Origin of the sequence: Streptomyces sp. NPDC047072, from assembly GCF_040643855.1 — a bacterium.
Lineage (GTDB): Bacteria > Actinomycetota > Actinomycetes > Streptomycetales > Streptomycetaceae > Streptomyces.
Genome location: NZ_JBEYVC010000062.1, coordinates 40,439 through 53,958, shown reverse-complemented (window position 1 = coordinate 53,958; position 13,520 = coordinate 40,439). Strand labels below are relative to the sequence as shown.

Below are 13,520 nucleotides of genomic sequence, written 5' to 3'. Positions count from 1 at the left end.
TTGGCGCCCGCCAGGGAGACGGTGACGAGGTCGCCGCTGCGGATCGTGGCGGGGCCGAGGGTGATGTCCCGGGTGGCGTAGCGGTCGACCGCGGACGCCCTCGGCGACGCCTGCGCCGGACTCCATGCCGAGGCCCGGATGCACGTGCCCGTCGAGGACGCCGACCGGGCCGTCGCGGTCGCCCGCGCGGCCGGGGCCGACGGGGTCGTCGCGGTCGGCGGCGGCTCCTCGGTCGGCCTCGGCAAAGCGATCGCCCTGCGCACCGGACTCCCGCTGATCGCCGTCCCGTCCACCTACTCCGGCTCCGAGATGACCCCGGTGTGGGGCCTGACCGAGAACGGCGTCAAGCGGACGGGACGCGACCCGAAGGTCCAGCCCCGCAGTGTCGTCTACGACCCCGAGCTGACCCTCTCCCTGCCGGTGCCGCTCACCGTGACCAGCGGCGTCAACGCCCTCGCCCACGCCGTGGAGGCGCTGTACGCCCCCGACACCTCGCCGCTGATCGCGCTGATGGCCCAGGACGGCGTACGGGCGATGGCCGAGGCGTTGCCGCTGCTCGCGGCCGACCCCGCCGACCTGGACGCGCGCGGCCGGGCGCTGTACGGCGCGTGGCTGTGCGGGGCGTGCCTCGGGGCGACCACGATGGGCCTGCACCACAAGCTCTGCCATGTCCTCGGCGGCACCTACGGGTTGCCGCACGCGCAGACGCACACCGTCGTCCTGCCGTACGCCCTCGCCTACAACGCCCCTGCGGCTCCGGGGGCGTTGACGGCACTGCGCCAGGCGCTCGGTGCCGACGACCCGTCACACGCCCTGTGGGAACTGGCCGGACGCCTCGGCGCCCCGCGTTCCCTCGCCGAACTCGGCCTCAAGGAGAGTGACTTGGCGGAGGCCGCCGCGCAGGTGGCGGGACAGCCGTACGCCAACCCGCGTCCCGTCTCCCAGGAAGGCGTGCTCACGCTTCTGCGGGCGGCCTACGAGGGACGCCACCCCGATCTCCCCACCGAAGAAGCAGTCCCCGAAGAAAGGTGAACACCATGGCCCTCGCACTCCTCAGGCGCCGGCGGTCCAAGGCTGCCCTTGCCGAGGCGGCGGGCCTCTCCGTCCCCCTCCCCGCCGGCGCGGGCGCCGTGGCCCGGGAGATCGTCGACCCGATGGGCTCGCCGATGGCCGGTGCCGACGTCACCGTCACCGCCCTGGACACGCACCGCGTGGCGGCCCGCGCGACGACCGACCCCTACGGCAACTTCATGGCCGTGCTGCCGCCCGGCCGGTACAGCCTGCTTGCCGCGGCCGAGGGACTCCAGCCGCACCGGGAGACGGTCGACATCCACCAGGGCGCGGTCGCACCCGCCGAGCGGATCTGGCTCCAGCCCGCCGCGGCGCTGCAACTCCCCACGCCCGGCGTGTGGTTGTTCGACCCGCCCCACACCGCGATCCGCTTCATCGCCAAGCACGTCGGCATGGCCCATGTGCACGGCCGCTTCGAGCGGTTCGAGGGCGGCATCCAGGTGGCGCAGGACATGGCCCAGTCCCGGGTGCACGTCCGCATCGACGCCTCCAGCATCACCACCGGGAACAACACCCGCGACGCGCATCTGAGGTCCGGCGACTTCCTCGACGTCGAGCGCTTCCCGCACATCGACTTCGTGAGCACGCGGTTCGCCTACCGGGGCGGCAGCAAGTGGACCCTCCAGGGCACCCTCACGATGCACGGCGTCAGCCGCTCGGTCGCGCTGGACACCACCTACCTGGGCACCGTGAACGGCGGCTACGGCGAGGAGTTGCGCTGCGCGGCCCTCGCCACCGCGGAGCTGCACCGCGAGGACTACACCCTCAACTGGCGTTCCATGCTGGCCCGGGGCATCGCGGTGGTCGGGCCCACGGTCCAACTGGAGCTGGACGTACAGGCGATGTACCGCACCCATGACACACCGACCCCGCCCGAGTAAAGGGGTGAGACAGCTTCACCAAAGTCACACAGGACTCACCTGACACTTGAGGTTTCAAGCGTTATTCTCACCGTCATCCGAGTGCACGGGGGCGCGGGCATGAGTCCGTCATGGCGCTCGACTCCCCCCACCGTGCAGGAGATTCGGCGTGAGTGACGGCGACGTAGTGGTGATCGGCGGCGGCTATGCGGGCGTCCGGCTGGCGAAACGGCTGGACGCGACCGCCCGGGTCACCCTGGTGGACCGCAAGGAAGTGTTCTTCCACCGGATCTCCTCCCTGCGCGCGGGTGTGCGCAGGGAGTGGACGGTGACGCCCTTCATACCCTACGACCGACTCCTGCGGCACGGCCGGGTGGTCGTCGGCAAGGCGCTCCGCATCGACACCGCCGAGCGCCGGGTCGTGCTCGCCGACGGCACGCGACTGCCGTACGACGTCGTGGTGATCGCCACCGGCGCCGACTACCCGGAACCGGCGCGCTTCACCGGCACCACCACCGAGGAGGCGATGAAGTCCTTCGCGGAGCACCAGGAGAGCATCACCCGGGCCGAGCACATCCTCGTCGTCGGGGGCGGGCCCTCCGGGGTCGAACTCAGCGCGGAGATCCGCCTGGCCAGGCCCGACGCCCGGGTCACCCTCGCCCACTCCGGCACGGAGCTGCTGCACTCCGCGGGCAGCGGGCGGGCCGGCCGCAAGGCCCGCACCTGGCTGGAGGCGCACGATGTCGAGGTCCGCCTCGACTCCTTCATGGCGCCCGGCAACGACTTCGGCACCTACCGCTCCGCGCACGGCGACGTCATCGCCGCCGACCTCTCCTTCTGGGCGACCGGCACCACCCCCAACACCCTGTGGCTGCGCCTCGGCGGCCACGGCGAGTGGCTGAACTCCTCGGGCCATGTGAAGGTGGACCGCACCCTGCGCGCCGAGGGCCATCTGGACGTCTTCGCGGTGGGTGACGTGAACGACGCGACGGAACAGAAGATCACCCCGGCGGCCCTGGCCCAGGCCGACCTGGCGGCCTGGAACATCCGGGCCCACCTGAACAGCTCGGGCCGCCATCGCAAGGAACCCCGCTTCTACCGCCCGGTCCACCGCACCCCCCTGATCATCCCCTTCGGCCCGGCGGACGGCGTGACGGTCCTCCCGGTACCGGGCGGCGAGACGGCGGTACTGGGCGCCCGCACCTCGACACTGGCCAAGGCGAAGACGCTGATGACCCCGTACATGCGGCGCCAACTCGGCTATACGGCGGCCTGAGGGGCGAAGGTCACCTCAGCCGTCGCATGCCGGGCTTCCCGGTGGCTGGAGACATGCAGGCGGACCCCGCTCTCGGTCGGGGTCCCCTCGGCGAGCAGGTGCTCACCGGCGAAGGCCGGACGGTGCAGGCGATACGACAGCGTCCGCACCCGCCGGCCGGCGGCATGCCGCCGGACCAGATCAAGCATCAGCACCGCGAGCAGCGGCCCGTGCACGACGAGCCCCGGATACCCCTCGACGTCACGGCAGTACGGGGTGTCGTAGTGAATGCGATGGGCGTTCGCGGTGAGCGCGCTGAACCGGAAGAGCAGACGGGAATCCGGCTGGAGGCTCAGCCCCCAGGGTGCTGAACCCGTCGGCACGCTCTGCGAGTCGACCGACTCCGGATGCCGCCCCGAAACCCGCCCGGAGCGGTAGACGATGTCCTGTTCCTCCACGACACAGACGCGCCCGCCCTGCCGGAACTCCTGCCGCTCGGTGACGAACAACAGCTCCCCGGTGCGCCCGTGCTTCGGTGTGACCGCACGGAGGCTGCTGACCCGCGTGACCGGCTCACCGACCCGCAGCGGCGACACGATCTCGCACCGCCCGCCCGCGAACATCCGCTGCCGCTCGGGAATCGGCGGAAGGAAGCGCGCGTCGCGCAGATGCCCGTCCGGTCCGAGCTCCCGCTGCGCGGGCCAGTCCAGGAAGTGGAACCACTGCCACAGTGGCGGCAACGGATCCCCGGCCCCGGCCACCGGTTCCGGCAGGTCCAGCAGCGCGGAGACCGCGGCTGTCGGACCGGGCGGAAGCGGGTCCGTCTCCGTGACGGGCGCCGGGTGCCAGGACTCGACGTACGAACTGAGGGGCATCGGCACTCTTTCCTCGCGTGGTTGCCCCGTGCCTATCAGAAGCGCTGCCTGTCAGAAGCGCCGCCTGTCAGAAGTACTCAGGCGCGCAGGACGTGCTGGGTCGGCCGGACCAGCCCGGTCTCGTAGGCGAACACCACCGCCTGCACCCGGCCGCGCGCGCCGATCTTCGTGAGGATGTTGCTGACGTGGGACTTCACGGTGGTCGGGGCGATGGAGAGACGGCTGGCGATCTCGGCGTTGGAGTCGCCGGAGGCGACGGCGGTGAGGACGTCGCGTTCGCGTTCGGTGAGAGCGTCCAGTTGGCCGCCCCGCAGCGGGCGGTCCAGGGCGCGCTGGGTGCGCACCGTGTCGATGAGCGCGCGGGTCAGTCCGGGGGAGACGACGACGTCACCGGCGGCCACGACCCGGATGGCGGCGGTGAGTTCCTCGGGGGTGGCGTTCTCGGGGAGGTGTCCGGCGGCTCCCGCGCGCAGGGCCGCGTAGGGAGGGGCGTCGGTGTCCGGGGTGAGGAGCAGGACGTGCGGCGCCGGTCCGTCCGGTGCGTGGGCGAGCCGGCGGACGGTCTCGACGGCGTCCGGGGCGGCCGTACGGCTGTCCAGCAGGACGACGTCCGGCCGGAGCTCGGCGCTCAGGCGGACCGCCTCCGCTCCGTCCGCCGCCACGCCGACCACGGTCAGGTCGGGCTGGGAGGCCAGGAGCATACGGAGGCCGACGCGCTGAAGGGACTGGTGATTGGCGATGAGGACGGTGGTCATGGCGTGCGTACTCCATCCTCGCCCAGCGGAGTAGATGCTGAACGAAACGGTTTCGTTCTCGTGGGCATCAGCGTAACCCCGGAGCTATCGAAACGGTAGCGTGTCGGTTATGTGGTGGATCACATTCCGTTTTTGGGTCGGGAGGTTTGGGTCACGGAGTCGAGGGGCCCGGTGGCGACGGCGGTCGTGACGTGCCCGCGACCGTAGGAGGCGGTGTCGTGTCCGGCAGGCGGGTCTCCCCGCCGGGCGGAATCGCGGTGAGCACCATGACGGTCGCCACGGCGGCCGCGACGATCAGGACCGCGGCGACGAGGAGCCGGGAGCGGACGTCGCGGACGGGCGGTGCCGTGGGTGCGGGCCGGGGCGGCGGAGGTGTCGCGAGCGGGGTCAGGAAGGCCGCGATCTCGTCCGCGCCCGGCCGCAGCGCCGGGTCCTTGCTGAGCAGCCGGTGCAGCAGGGGAGTCAACGGACAGTCCACGGAGGGAAGTTCGGGATCCTCGTGGACGACCGCCAGCAGGGTCGCGGGCGCCGACGGCCGGGCGAAGGGGGAGCGGCCGGTGAGGGCCGTGCAGAGGGTGGCGCCCAGGGACCACCAGTCGGAGGCCGGGCCGGGGGCCGCTCCGGTCGCGCGTTCCGGGGGCATATACTCCGGGGAGCCGAGCAGCAGGCCGTCCCGGGTGATCGCCCGGGCGTCGTGCAGGGCGGCGATCCCGAAGTCGGCCAGGACGACCCGTCCGCCGGGGGCGAGCAGGACGTTGCCGGGCTTGACGTCCCGGTGCAGGACTCCGGCGGCATGGACCCGGGCCAGCGCCTCGGTCAGGGCGAGCCCGACGCGGGCCGTCTCGTGGACGTCGAGCGTCCCGTGCGCGGTGACGGTCTGTTCCAGCGACGGTGCCTCGATCAGCTCCATCACGATCCAGAGCCGGTCGTCCTCCTCCAGGACGTCGTAGATCCGCACGACGCCCGGGTGGTCGACGCGCGCACCGGCCCGCGCCTCGCGCAGGGCGCGCGCCCGCCGGGCGTCCCGGTCCGCCTCGATGCCGTCGAAGTACAACTCCTTGACCGCGACCGGGCGTTGGAGCATCTCGTCCCGGGCCCGCCACACCCGCCCCATGCCACCCTGGCCGACGCTCTCGACCAGGCGGTAGCGGCCCCCGATCCGCATGGCGCTCACCTCCCCCGCGTCCATGACAGCACGTTCCGTGCCGGGTTCGGCAGAGGGGGCAACCCGGGCGCGACCGGCGGCGACCCAAGGGTGAAATCCCGGCCCCCACGAAGGGAGTTCACTTCATGCGCACCCGCATCACCCGTCTGCTCACCGTCCTCGCCGCACTGGCCGCGGTCCTCGTCGCCCCCGTCGCGACGGCGTCCCCGGCCCAGGCGGCGGACAACTGGAGCCCGCCCGCCAATCTCGTCCAGCCGCTGAACGAGGTGTGGAACCACGTCGAGTCGACCTATCCCGACCTCTACGGTTTCCGCAACTACGGCTGGGACCAGGTCATGGCGAACAAGGGCAGCGTCAACTACTGCGTCCGCTGGGAGTCCGACGCCCCGGTCAGCACCGCCCTCAGGGACCAGATCCACGCGGCCCTGAAGAAGCAGTTCGGCAAGTGGATGGCCGCCATGCTCGACAACGGCACGGGCACCAACGCCTGGCCCTACACCACCGTGCCGGTCAACATCGTCGGCTGGGCCGTCAAGGACCGCTCCACCTTGCAGTGGACCGACAACTCGGTCGACATCTACGCCGGCAACCTCGACAGCGGTGGCGCCCCGCAGTGCGCGCCCGACTGCGGCCGCTTCTTCCACCAGGACGGCAACTACTCCAAGTGCCCCGGGGGAGTCGCCCGCCACTACGACCAGTCGCTCTGGCTGACCAAGGGCTTCCAGGGCGGCGCCGGCGGTGACTGGGGCCAGCGCGTCGGCCAGGAGTACTTCACCGGCGCCCTGGCCCAGGAGAACATCCACATCTATCTCCACGAGGTCGGCCACACCTTCGGCCTCGACGACTTCTACGACTGGACCCCGACCGGCCAGTGCTGCTTCCTCATGAAGGCCGGCAGCGCGACCCAGATCACCGACTTCGACAAGTGGATGCTGCGCGACTTCTGGCGGCACCTGAAGAGCCGGTACGGCCTGTGAGCACCCGCTGGTACGGCCGCTGAGGACACCGTGCGTTCGGCGGGTCGGACGTCGACCGGCCGAACCGCTTCTTTCCGGCCCGAGGCATTGACGTCGCCCTCTGTGCCTGTCACTGTCCTGACTACGTAGTCATTGACTACGTAGTCACTCACTGGACGGCGAGGAGCGCGCATGGCGGTCACCGGAACCGGACGTCCCCGGCGCGGCCCCGGCATGACCGAGGTCGCGCGGGCCGCCGGTGTCTCCCAGAAGACCGTCTCGCGGGTCGTCAACGGCGAACCGCACGTCAGCCCGGAGGTGCGCGACCGCGTACTGAGGGCCGTTCAGGAGCTGGGGTACCGCCCGAACAACGCGGCGCGCGCCCTGCTCCTCGGCCGGTACCGCAGGATCGGTGTCGTCTCCCTCGGCACCGCCCTGTACGGCCCGTCCACCCTGCTCCTCGCCCTGGAGCGGGCGATGCACCGGGCGGGCTACTCCTTCGCCCTGGCCGGCACCCTCGAAGGGCAGCCGGTCTCGGTCGCCGTGGAGGCGCTGCTGGAACAGGGCGTGGACGGGATCGTGCTGTCCGAGCCGATCGACGACGGGACCCCGCTCCGGCTCGGCGCGGACGTCCCCCTCGTCAGCCTCGCCGAGGGCATCGAGATCACCGAGGGGGCCGGCGCCGTGGTCGGCGCCGACGGGGTCACGGCGGCGAGGACGGCCACCGCGTACCTGCTCTCGCTCGGCCACCGCACCGTCTGGCACATCCCCGGCCCGCACGACTGGTGGGCCGCCCGGGACCGTGCACGCGGCTGGCGGGAGGCGCTCGCCGCCGCCGGTGCCCCCGAACCGCCCTTGGCGGCCGAGGGGGACTGGAGCCCGGCCTCCGGGTACGCGGCCGGCCGACAGCTTGCCCAACTCCCTGATGTCACCGCCGTGTTCGCCGCCAACGACGACATGGCGATCGGCGCCCTGCGGGCGTTCGCGGAGGCGGGGCTCGACGTCCCCGGTGACGTGAGCGTCGTCGGCTACGACGACATCCCCGCGGCCGCCTATCTCTCCCCGCCCCTGACCACCGTCCGGCAGAACTTCACCGCCGTCGCCGACCGTGCCGTCGACGTGCTGATCGCCCTGATCGAAGGAAGACCGGTGCCCGCCGAACGCACCGAACCCGTCGTGGAGTTGACCGTACGGTCCTCGACCGGAACCCGCCCCACCAACCGCTGAACCGTCGGCGCAGCGGCCCCTGGCAACCCGCCCCGGGCCCCGTCCGCCCTGCCCGCGTGTGCCGCCCGGGACGGCCGCACCGCGCTTCCCGTAGCCGCACCACGTGAGGAGTCACGTGTGTTCCCCGTACCCCCGACCCGCCGCACCCTGCTCCGGGGCGCCCTCGGCCTCGGCACCGCAGCCGCCCTCACGGCCTGCGGAGCCGACAGCACCACCGCCCGCACCTCCGGAGACGTGACCCTGTCCCTGTGGACCCACGACCCCGGGTACGAGAACTTCTTCCGCAAGGGCATACCGGAGGCAGATCAACTCACCGACGTCCGCTACCACTTGAAGGTCACCAGGGCCGCACCCGCCGACCTCGTCACCAAGCTGCTCGCCCAGGCCGTCGCGGGGCGCGGCACCCCCGACATGGTGGGCTTCGAGATCGGCAGCTTCCCCCGCATGCTGCGCGGCGACATCGCCCCACGCCTGCTGCACGACCTCACCCCGGACATCGCCGCCGTCCCCGGCCTGAAGGCCGACCTGCTGCCCGCCCGCCTCGCCCCCTACAGCAAGGACGGCAGGCTCTACGCCCTCGACTCGGACACCCCGATGGTCGTCTACTACTACCGCGACGACCTCTTCCGGAAGTGGAACCTCCCCACGGACACGGCCACTTGGGAGGAGTACGCCGAACTCGGCGCCCAGGTGCACAAGGACCACGGCGCCTCCCTGTGCGTGGTCTCCACCGTCGGCAGCGACACCGGCCAGGTCGTGCAGTCCTTCCAGATGCTGCTCTACCAGCGCGGTGGCTCCTTCTTCGACGCCGACGGCGAGCTGGTCCTCGACTCGCCCGAGGCCGAGGAGGTGCTGCGCTTCCTCTGCGACGGACTGCGCACCGGCTTCGTCATCGACATCTCCGACTACTACGGAGCGGCGATGCAGGCCGCCCTGAAGACGGACAAGGTCGTCGGCCTGCCCATGGCCATCTGGTACAAGACCTACGGCCTGATCTCCAACGTGCCCGAGCAGAAGGGGAAATGGCGGGTGCGGGCGATGCCCCGCTTCACGGAGGGCGGCGGTGTGACGGCCGCGCTCGGCGGCACCGGCTTCGGCGTCGTCAAGGACAAGGCCAACACCGAGGCGTCCGTCGACTTCCTCCTCAACACCTGGCTCACCCACGAAGGACAGGTGCGCCGGTACACCGAGACCGGCTATCTGCCCACCCGCCGCTCCGTCTACGAGGACCCCGAACTCAACGCCTCCACGGACGAGTTCTGCGGCGGCCAGAAGCTCTTCAGCCTCTACCGCTCGCTCCTGCCGGACGTCCCCGCCTTCTACCAGAGCCCCGACCAGTCGATCCTCTTCGACGTCCTCGCCGGCAACCTGCTGCGCGCCTACCGCGGCGACCTCACCCCACGCCAGGCCCTCAAACAGACCGCCGCCGACTACCGCGACCAGGCCGGACGCTAGGAGGCCCCGCCATGACCACCGCCCTAGCGGGCCGCGCCCGCACCACCTCCGGTGCCACCGACACCGGCACCGCCCGCCGCCCGCGCAGGTCCTGGGCGCCGTACCTCTTCATCTCGCCCTTCTACCTGCTCTACGTGCTGTTCATGCTGGTCCCGGTCGCCGTGTCGCTGTGGCTGAGCATGACCGAATGGGTCGGTCTCGGCAGCCCGCACTGGGTGGGCCTGCGCAACTACCGGTTGCTCGCCACCGACATCAGCTTCCACCGGGCCCTCGGCAACACGGCCGTCTTCGTGCTCGTCTCCGTCTGCGTCGTCGTCCCGCTCGCCCTGCTCATCGCCCAGGCCCTCAACACCCGTGGCCTGCGCGCCCGGGACCTGTGGCGCACCGCCTACTTCGTGCCGATCGTCGTCTCCCCGATCCTCGTCGCGCTCATCTTCGGACTGCTCTTCGACCGGCAGTTCGGGCTGATCAACTCGGTGCTGCGGGCGCTGTTCGGCACCGGTGGCGTCGACTGGCTCGGTGACCCCAGTCTCGCCAAGGTGAGCATCGCGCTCGTCATGATCTGGCGCTGGACCGGCTACCTCACGGTGTTCTTCCTCGCCGGACTCCAGAACGTGCCCAAGGAGTTGTACGAGGCCGCAGCCCTCGACGGTGCCGGACGCCTGCGCACCTTCACCACCGTCACCCTGCCCGCCCTGAAGCCGGTCACCGCGTTCGTCGTCGTGACCTCCTTCATCGGCGCGGCCCAGATCTTCGAGGAGCCCTACCTGCTCACCGGTGGCGGCCCCGCCGAATCCACCCTCTCGGTCACGATGTTCATCTACCGGGCCGCCTTCCAGCGCCAGCAGTTCGGGTACGCGGCCGCCGCGGCCGTCGTCCTCTTCGTCCTCGTCTTCGGACTGAGCCAGCTCTTCAACCGTCTCCTCGGCATCGGGAGGGCGTCCGCATGATGCGCACCCGTATTCCCCTCTACGGCACGCTCGTTCTGCTGCTCGTGGGCTTCCTCGCCCCGCTGGCCTGGGCGTTGAGCGGGTCCTTCAAGCCGCGCGGCGACATCTTCGCCTACCCGCCCCGGCTCTTCCCAGACCCGTTCACCCTCGACAACTACCAACGCCTGTTCTCCGGGCAGCCGTTCTGGCGCTGGTTCCTGATGAGCACGGTCGTCGCCCTCGTCGCCACGACGGTCTCCGTCTTCGTCTGCGCACTGGCCGGATACGGCTTCGCCAAGTTCCGTTTCGCGGGCCGTCAGTTGCTCTTCGGCGTGATGTTCAGCTCGCTGTCGATCCCCTTCGCGGTGATCCTCGTGCCGCTGTTCGTGATCCTCGTCAAGACCGGCCTCGGAAGCCCCTGGTTCGCGCTGATCGTGCCCTGGGTGGCGCCCGCGTTCGGGATCTTCATGATGCAGCAGTACATCGTGCAGTCGATCCCGGACTCGGTCCTGGAGGCCGCCCGCATCGACGGGGCGAGCGAGTTCGGCATCTTCCGCACCATCGTGCTGCCTCTTCTGCGGCCCTCGCTGGGCGCGTTGGCGGTCTGGCAGTTCCTCCAGAGCTACAACAGCTTCCTGTGGCCGCTGGTCCTGGTCTCCGACAGCTCGCAGTACACGCTGCCGCTCGGCCTGCAGACCCTCTTCGTCTCCGAGCAACGGCAGTACGACCTCGTGCTGGCCGGAGCCGTCATCGCCGTCGTGCCCGCGGTGGCCCTCTTCGTGGTGCTGCGCAAGCAACTCCTCGAAGGCCTGTCCACGGGTGCGGTCAAGGGCTGACGGGTTCCAGGAAAGACTCAACCACCGTATTGGAGAAGGATGTTCGCGCTTCCACCCCGGGTCCTCTTCGGCGCCGCCTACTACCACGAGTACCAGCCGTACGAGCGGTTGAAGGACGACCTCGACCAGATGGCCGAGGCCCGCTTCACCGTGATCCGGGTCGGCGAGTCCGTCTGGTCGACCTGGGAACCGGAGAACGGCCGCTTCGACCTCGACTGGCTCCAGCCCGTCCTGGACGGCGCCCACGAGCGGGGTATCTCGGTGATCCTCGGGACCCCGACGTACGCCGTCCCACCGTGGCTGGCCCGCCAGTACCCGGAGATCGCGGGGGAGTCCCGCACCGGCGAGCGGATCGGCTGGGGCGCCCGTCAGGAGGTCGACCTCACCCACCCGGCGTTCCGCTTCCACGCCGAGCGGATCATCCGGAAGATCGTGGCCCGGTACGCCGACCACCCCGCGGTGATCGGCTACCAGGTCGACAACGAACCGGGCCTCCAACTCCTGCACAACCACGGCGTGTTCCAGCGCTTCGTGGACGAACTCCGCGCCCAGTACGGCGACGTGGAGACCCTGAACCGCGCATGGGGCCTGGTCTACTGGTCGCACCGGCTCTCCACCTGGGCCGACCTGTGGACCCCCGACGGCAACGCCCAGCCGCAGTACGACCTGGCCTGGCGGCGCTTCCAGGCCCGGCTCGTCACCGAGTTCATCACCTGGCAGGCGGACATCGTGCGCGAGTACGCCCGCCCCGGCCAGTGCGTCACCACCTGCATCTCCTACGACCGTCCGGGCGTCGAGGACGACAAGCTCACCGAGCGCCTCGACGTCACGGCCGGCAACCCGTACTACACGATGCAGGACGCCCTCGAACTGCCCGACCGGGACGGACCCGGGCAGGACTGGACGACCAACGGCACCTGGGCGCTGTACCGCAGCGCCGACCGCATGTACTCCTCCCGCCAGGAACCCTTCCTCGTCACCGAGACCAACGCGCAGGCCATCAGCTATCCCTGGAACAACCGCCCTGCCTACGACGGACAGTGGCGCCAGGCCGCCTGGGCGCTGGTCTCCCGGGGCGCCTCGATGATCGAGTACTGGCACTGGCACACCCTGCACTTCGGGGCCGAGACCTACTGGGGCGGGATCCTCCCGCACAGCGGCAAGCCCGGCCGCGTCTACCGCGAACTCGCCGCGCTGGGCGCCGAGTTCGAGAAGGCGGGCGACCTCGCCGCCTCCCTCACCCCCGACGCCGACGTCGCCTTCCTCTACGACGGTTCGAGCAAGTGGGCCCTCCAGGGCCAGCCCCCGCTCGCCACGGCGGACGGGGGTGCGGACGGACGGTCGTACGAGCGCGTCTTCGACGCCTTCTACCGGGGCGCCTTCGACGCGGGGCTCCAGTCCCGCATCGTGCATCCCGGTCAACTCCCGGACGGCGAGCTGCCGTCGGTGCTGGTCGTCCCCGCGTACTACGCGGCCGACGACGAGATCCTGGACCGGCTTAAGGCGTACGCCGAGGCGGGCGGCCACCTGGTCGTCGGTCCCCGGACGGCATACGGCGACACCGAGGCGCGGGCGCGTACCGAGGTGCAGCCCGGGCGGCTGGCCGAGGCGGCGGGGGTGATGTACGACGAGTTCAGCAACCTCGGCGAGGCTTTGAAGGTGACCGGGACGGCCGTACTGCCCCTCCCGGCCGACGCGCACGCCCTGCACTGGGCCGACGGCCTCCAGCCGCAGGGCGCCGAGGAGTTGGCGACCTACCAGCACCCCCACTTCGGGCGGTGGCCCGCCGCCACGACCCAGGTCTGCGGCAAGGGCCGGATCACCTACGTCGGTACGGTCCCCGACCCCGCGTTCGCGCGGGCGCTCTTCGAGTGGGCCGTGCCGGAAGCGTGGCGCCCCGCCCACCCGAGCGTCACCGCGACCTCGGCGACCGCGCGGGACGGGCGCCGGGTGCGCTTCCTGCACAACTGGTCGTGGGACGAGGTGACGGTTCCGGTGCCGGCGCCCCTGCGGGACGTCCTCGCGGACGCGACCTACGCGGAGGAGGTGCCTCTGGGGCCCTGGGACGTGAAGGTCCTCACGGAGGACTGAGCCGAAGCGCGGAGGAGAACACTCATCGTCGGCTTCGGTATTGGC

The 13,520-nt window shown here is 71.1% G+C and carries 11 protein-coding genes and 1 pseudogene; 9 read left to right on the top strand and 3 right to left on the bottom strand.

Features of this window, described 5'->3' with window-relative positions; genetic code table 11:
* Positions 1 to 81: 81 nt before the first annotated feature.
* The 3 genes and pseudogenes from ABZ896_RS25295 to ABZ896_RS25285 form a co-directional block, all read left to right on the top strand.
* Positions 82 to 1,032, top strand: a pseudogene (locus ABZ896_RS25295) (maleylacetate reductase); the annotation flags it as partial.
* A 5-nt stretch (positions 1,033 to 1,037) separates the two neighbouring features.
* Positions 1,038 to 1,952 carry a YceI family protein gene (locus ABZ896_RS25290; protein ID WP_360933320.1) on the top strand — a complete coding sequence of 305 codons (915 nt, stop codon included), beginning with the start codon at positions 1,038 to 1,040 and terminating at the stop codon, positions 1,950 to 1,952.
* A gap of 148 nt (positions 1,953 to 2,100) precedes the next feature.
* Positions 2,101 to 3,207 carry an FAD-dependent oxidoreductase gene (locus ABZ896_RS25285; RefSeq protein WP_360933318.1) on the top strand — a complete coding sequence of 369 codons (1,107 nt, stop codon included), beginning with the start codon at positions 2,101 to 2,103 and terminating at the stop codon, positions 3,205 to 3,207.
* Here ABZ896_RS25285 and ABZ896_RS25280 read toward each other — a convergent pair.
* The 3 genes from ABZ896_RS25280 to ABZ896_RS25270 all read right to left on the bottom strand — a co-directional run bounded on the left by ABZ896_RS25280 (position 3,192) and on the right by ABZ896_RS25270 (position 6,005).
* A complete protein-coding gene (locus ABZ896_RS25280; RefSeq protein ID WP_360933315.1) occupies positions 3,192 to 4,061 on the bottom strand; it encodes a hypothetical protein in 870 nt (289 codons plus the stop codon). The two genes, ABZ896_RS25285 and ABZ896_RS25280, sit on opposite strands and share 16 nt — an antisense overlap.
* 77 nt (positions 4,062 to 4,138) lie before the next feature.
* Positions 4,139 to 4,816, bottom strand: coding sequence for a response regulator transcription factor (locus ABZ896_RS25275; protein WP_360933312.1), 678 nt, complete (start codon positions 4,814 to 4,816; stop codon positions 4,139 to 4,141).
* A 151-nt stretch (positions 4,817 to 4,967) separates the two neighbouring features.
* Positions 4,968 to 6,005: a serine/threonine-protein kinase gene (locus tag ABZ896_RS25270; RefSeq protein WP_360933309.1), complete on the bottom strand. Its 1,038-nt coding sequence runs from the start codon at positions 6,003 to 6,005 to the stop codon at positions 4,968 to 4,970.
* 101 nt (positions 6,006 to 6,106) lie between these two features.
* Between ABZ896_RS25270 and ABZ896_RS25265 the strand changes: the two genes are divergently transcribed.
* The 6 genes from ABZ896_RS25265 to ABZ896_RS25240 all read left to right on the top strand — a co-directional run bounded on the left by ABZ896_RS25265 (position 6,107) and on the right by ABZ896_RS25240 (position 13,475).
* Positions 6,107 to 6,958 (top strand): hypothetical protein, encoded by an 852-nt coding sequence (locus tag ABZ896_RS25265; RefSeq protein WP_360933306.1) that lies wholly within the window; start codon positions 6,107 to 6,109, stop codon positions 6,956 to 6,958.
* A 171-nt stretch (positions 6,959 to 7,129) separates the two neighbouring features.
* Positions 7,130 to 8,164, top strand: a complete 1,035-nt coding sequence (locus ABZ896_RS25260; RefSeq protein ID WP_360933303.1) for a LacI family DNA-binding transcriptional regulator — start codon at positions 7,130 to 7,132, stop codon at positions 8,162 to 8,164.
* A gap of 117 nt (positions 8,165 to 8,281) precedes the next feature.
* Complete coding sequence (locus ABZ896_RS25255; RefSeq protein WP_360933301.1) at positions 8,282 to 9,619, top strand: ABC transporter substrate-binding protein; 1,338 nt, start codon at positions 8,282 to 8,284, stop codon at positions 9,617 to 9,619.
* An 11-nt stretch (positions 9,620 to 9,630) separates the two neighbouring features.
* Positions 9,631 to 10,569, top strand: a complete 939-nt coding sequence (locus ABZ896_RS25250) for a sugar ABC transporter permease (RefSeq protein ID WP_360933298.1) — start codon at positions 9,631 to 9,633, stop codon at positions 10,567 to 10,569.
* Positions 10,566 to 11,384 carry a carbohydrate ABC transporter permease gene (locus tag ABZ896_RS25245; protein ID WP_360933295.1) on the top strand — a complete coding sequence of 273 codons (819 nt, stop codon included), beginning with the start codon at positions 10,566 to 10,568 and terminating at the stop codon, positions 11,382 to 11,384. The genes ABZ896_RS25250 and ABZ896_RS25245 overlap by 4 nt, the downstream gene beginning before the upstream one ends.
* A gap of 39 nt (positions 11,385 to 11,423) precedes the next feature.
* A complete protein-coding gene (locus tag ABZ896_RS25240) occupies positions 11,424 to 13,475 on the top strand; it encodes a beta-galactosidase (RefSeq protein ID WP_360933292.1) in 2,052 nt (683 codons plus the stop codon).
* The last annotated feature ends 45 nt before the right edge of the window (positions 13,476 to 13,520 follow it).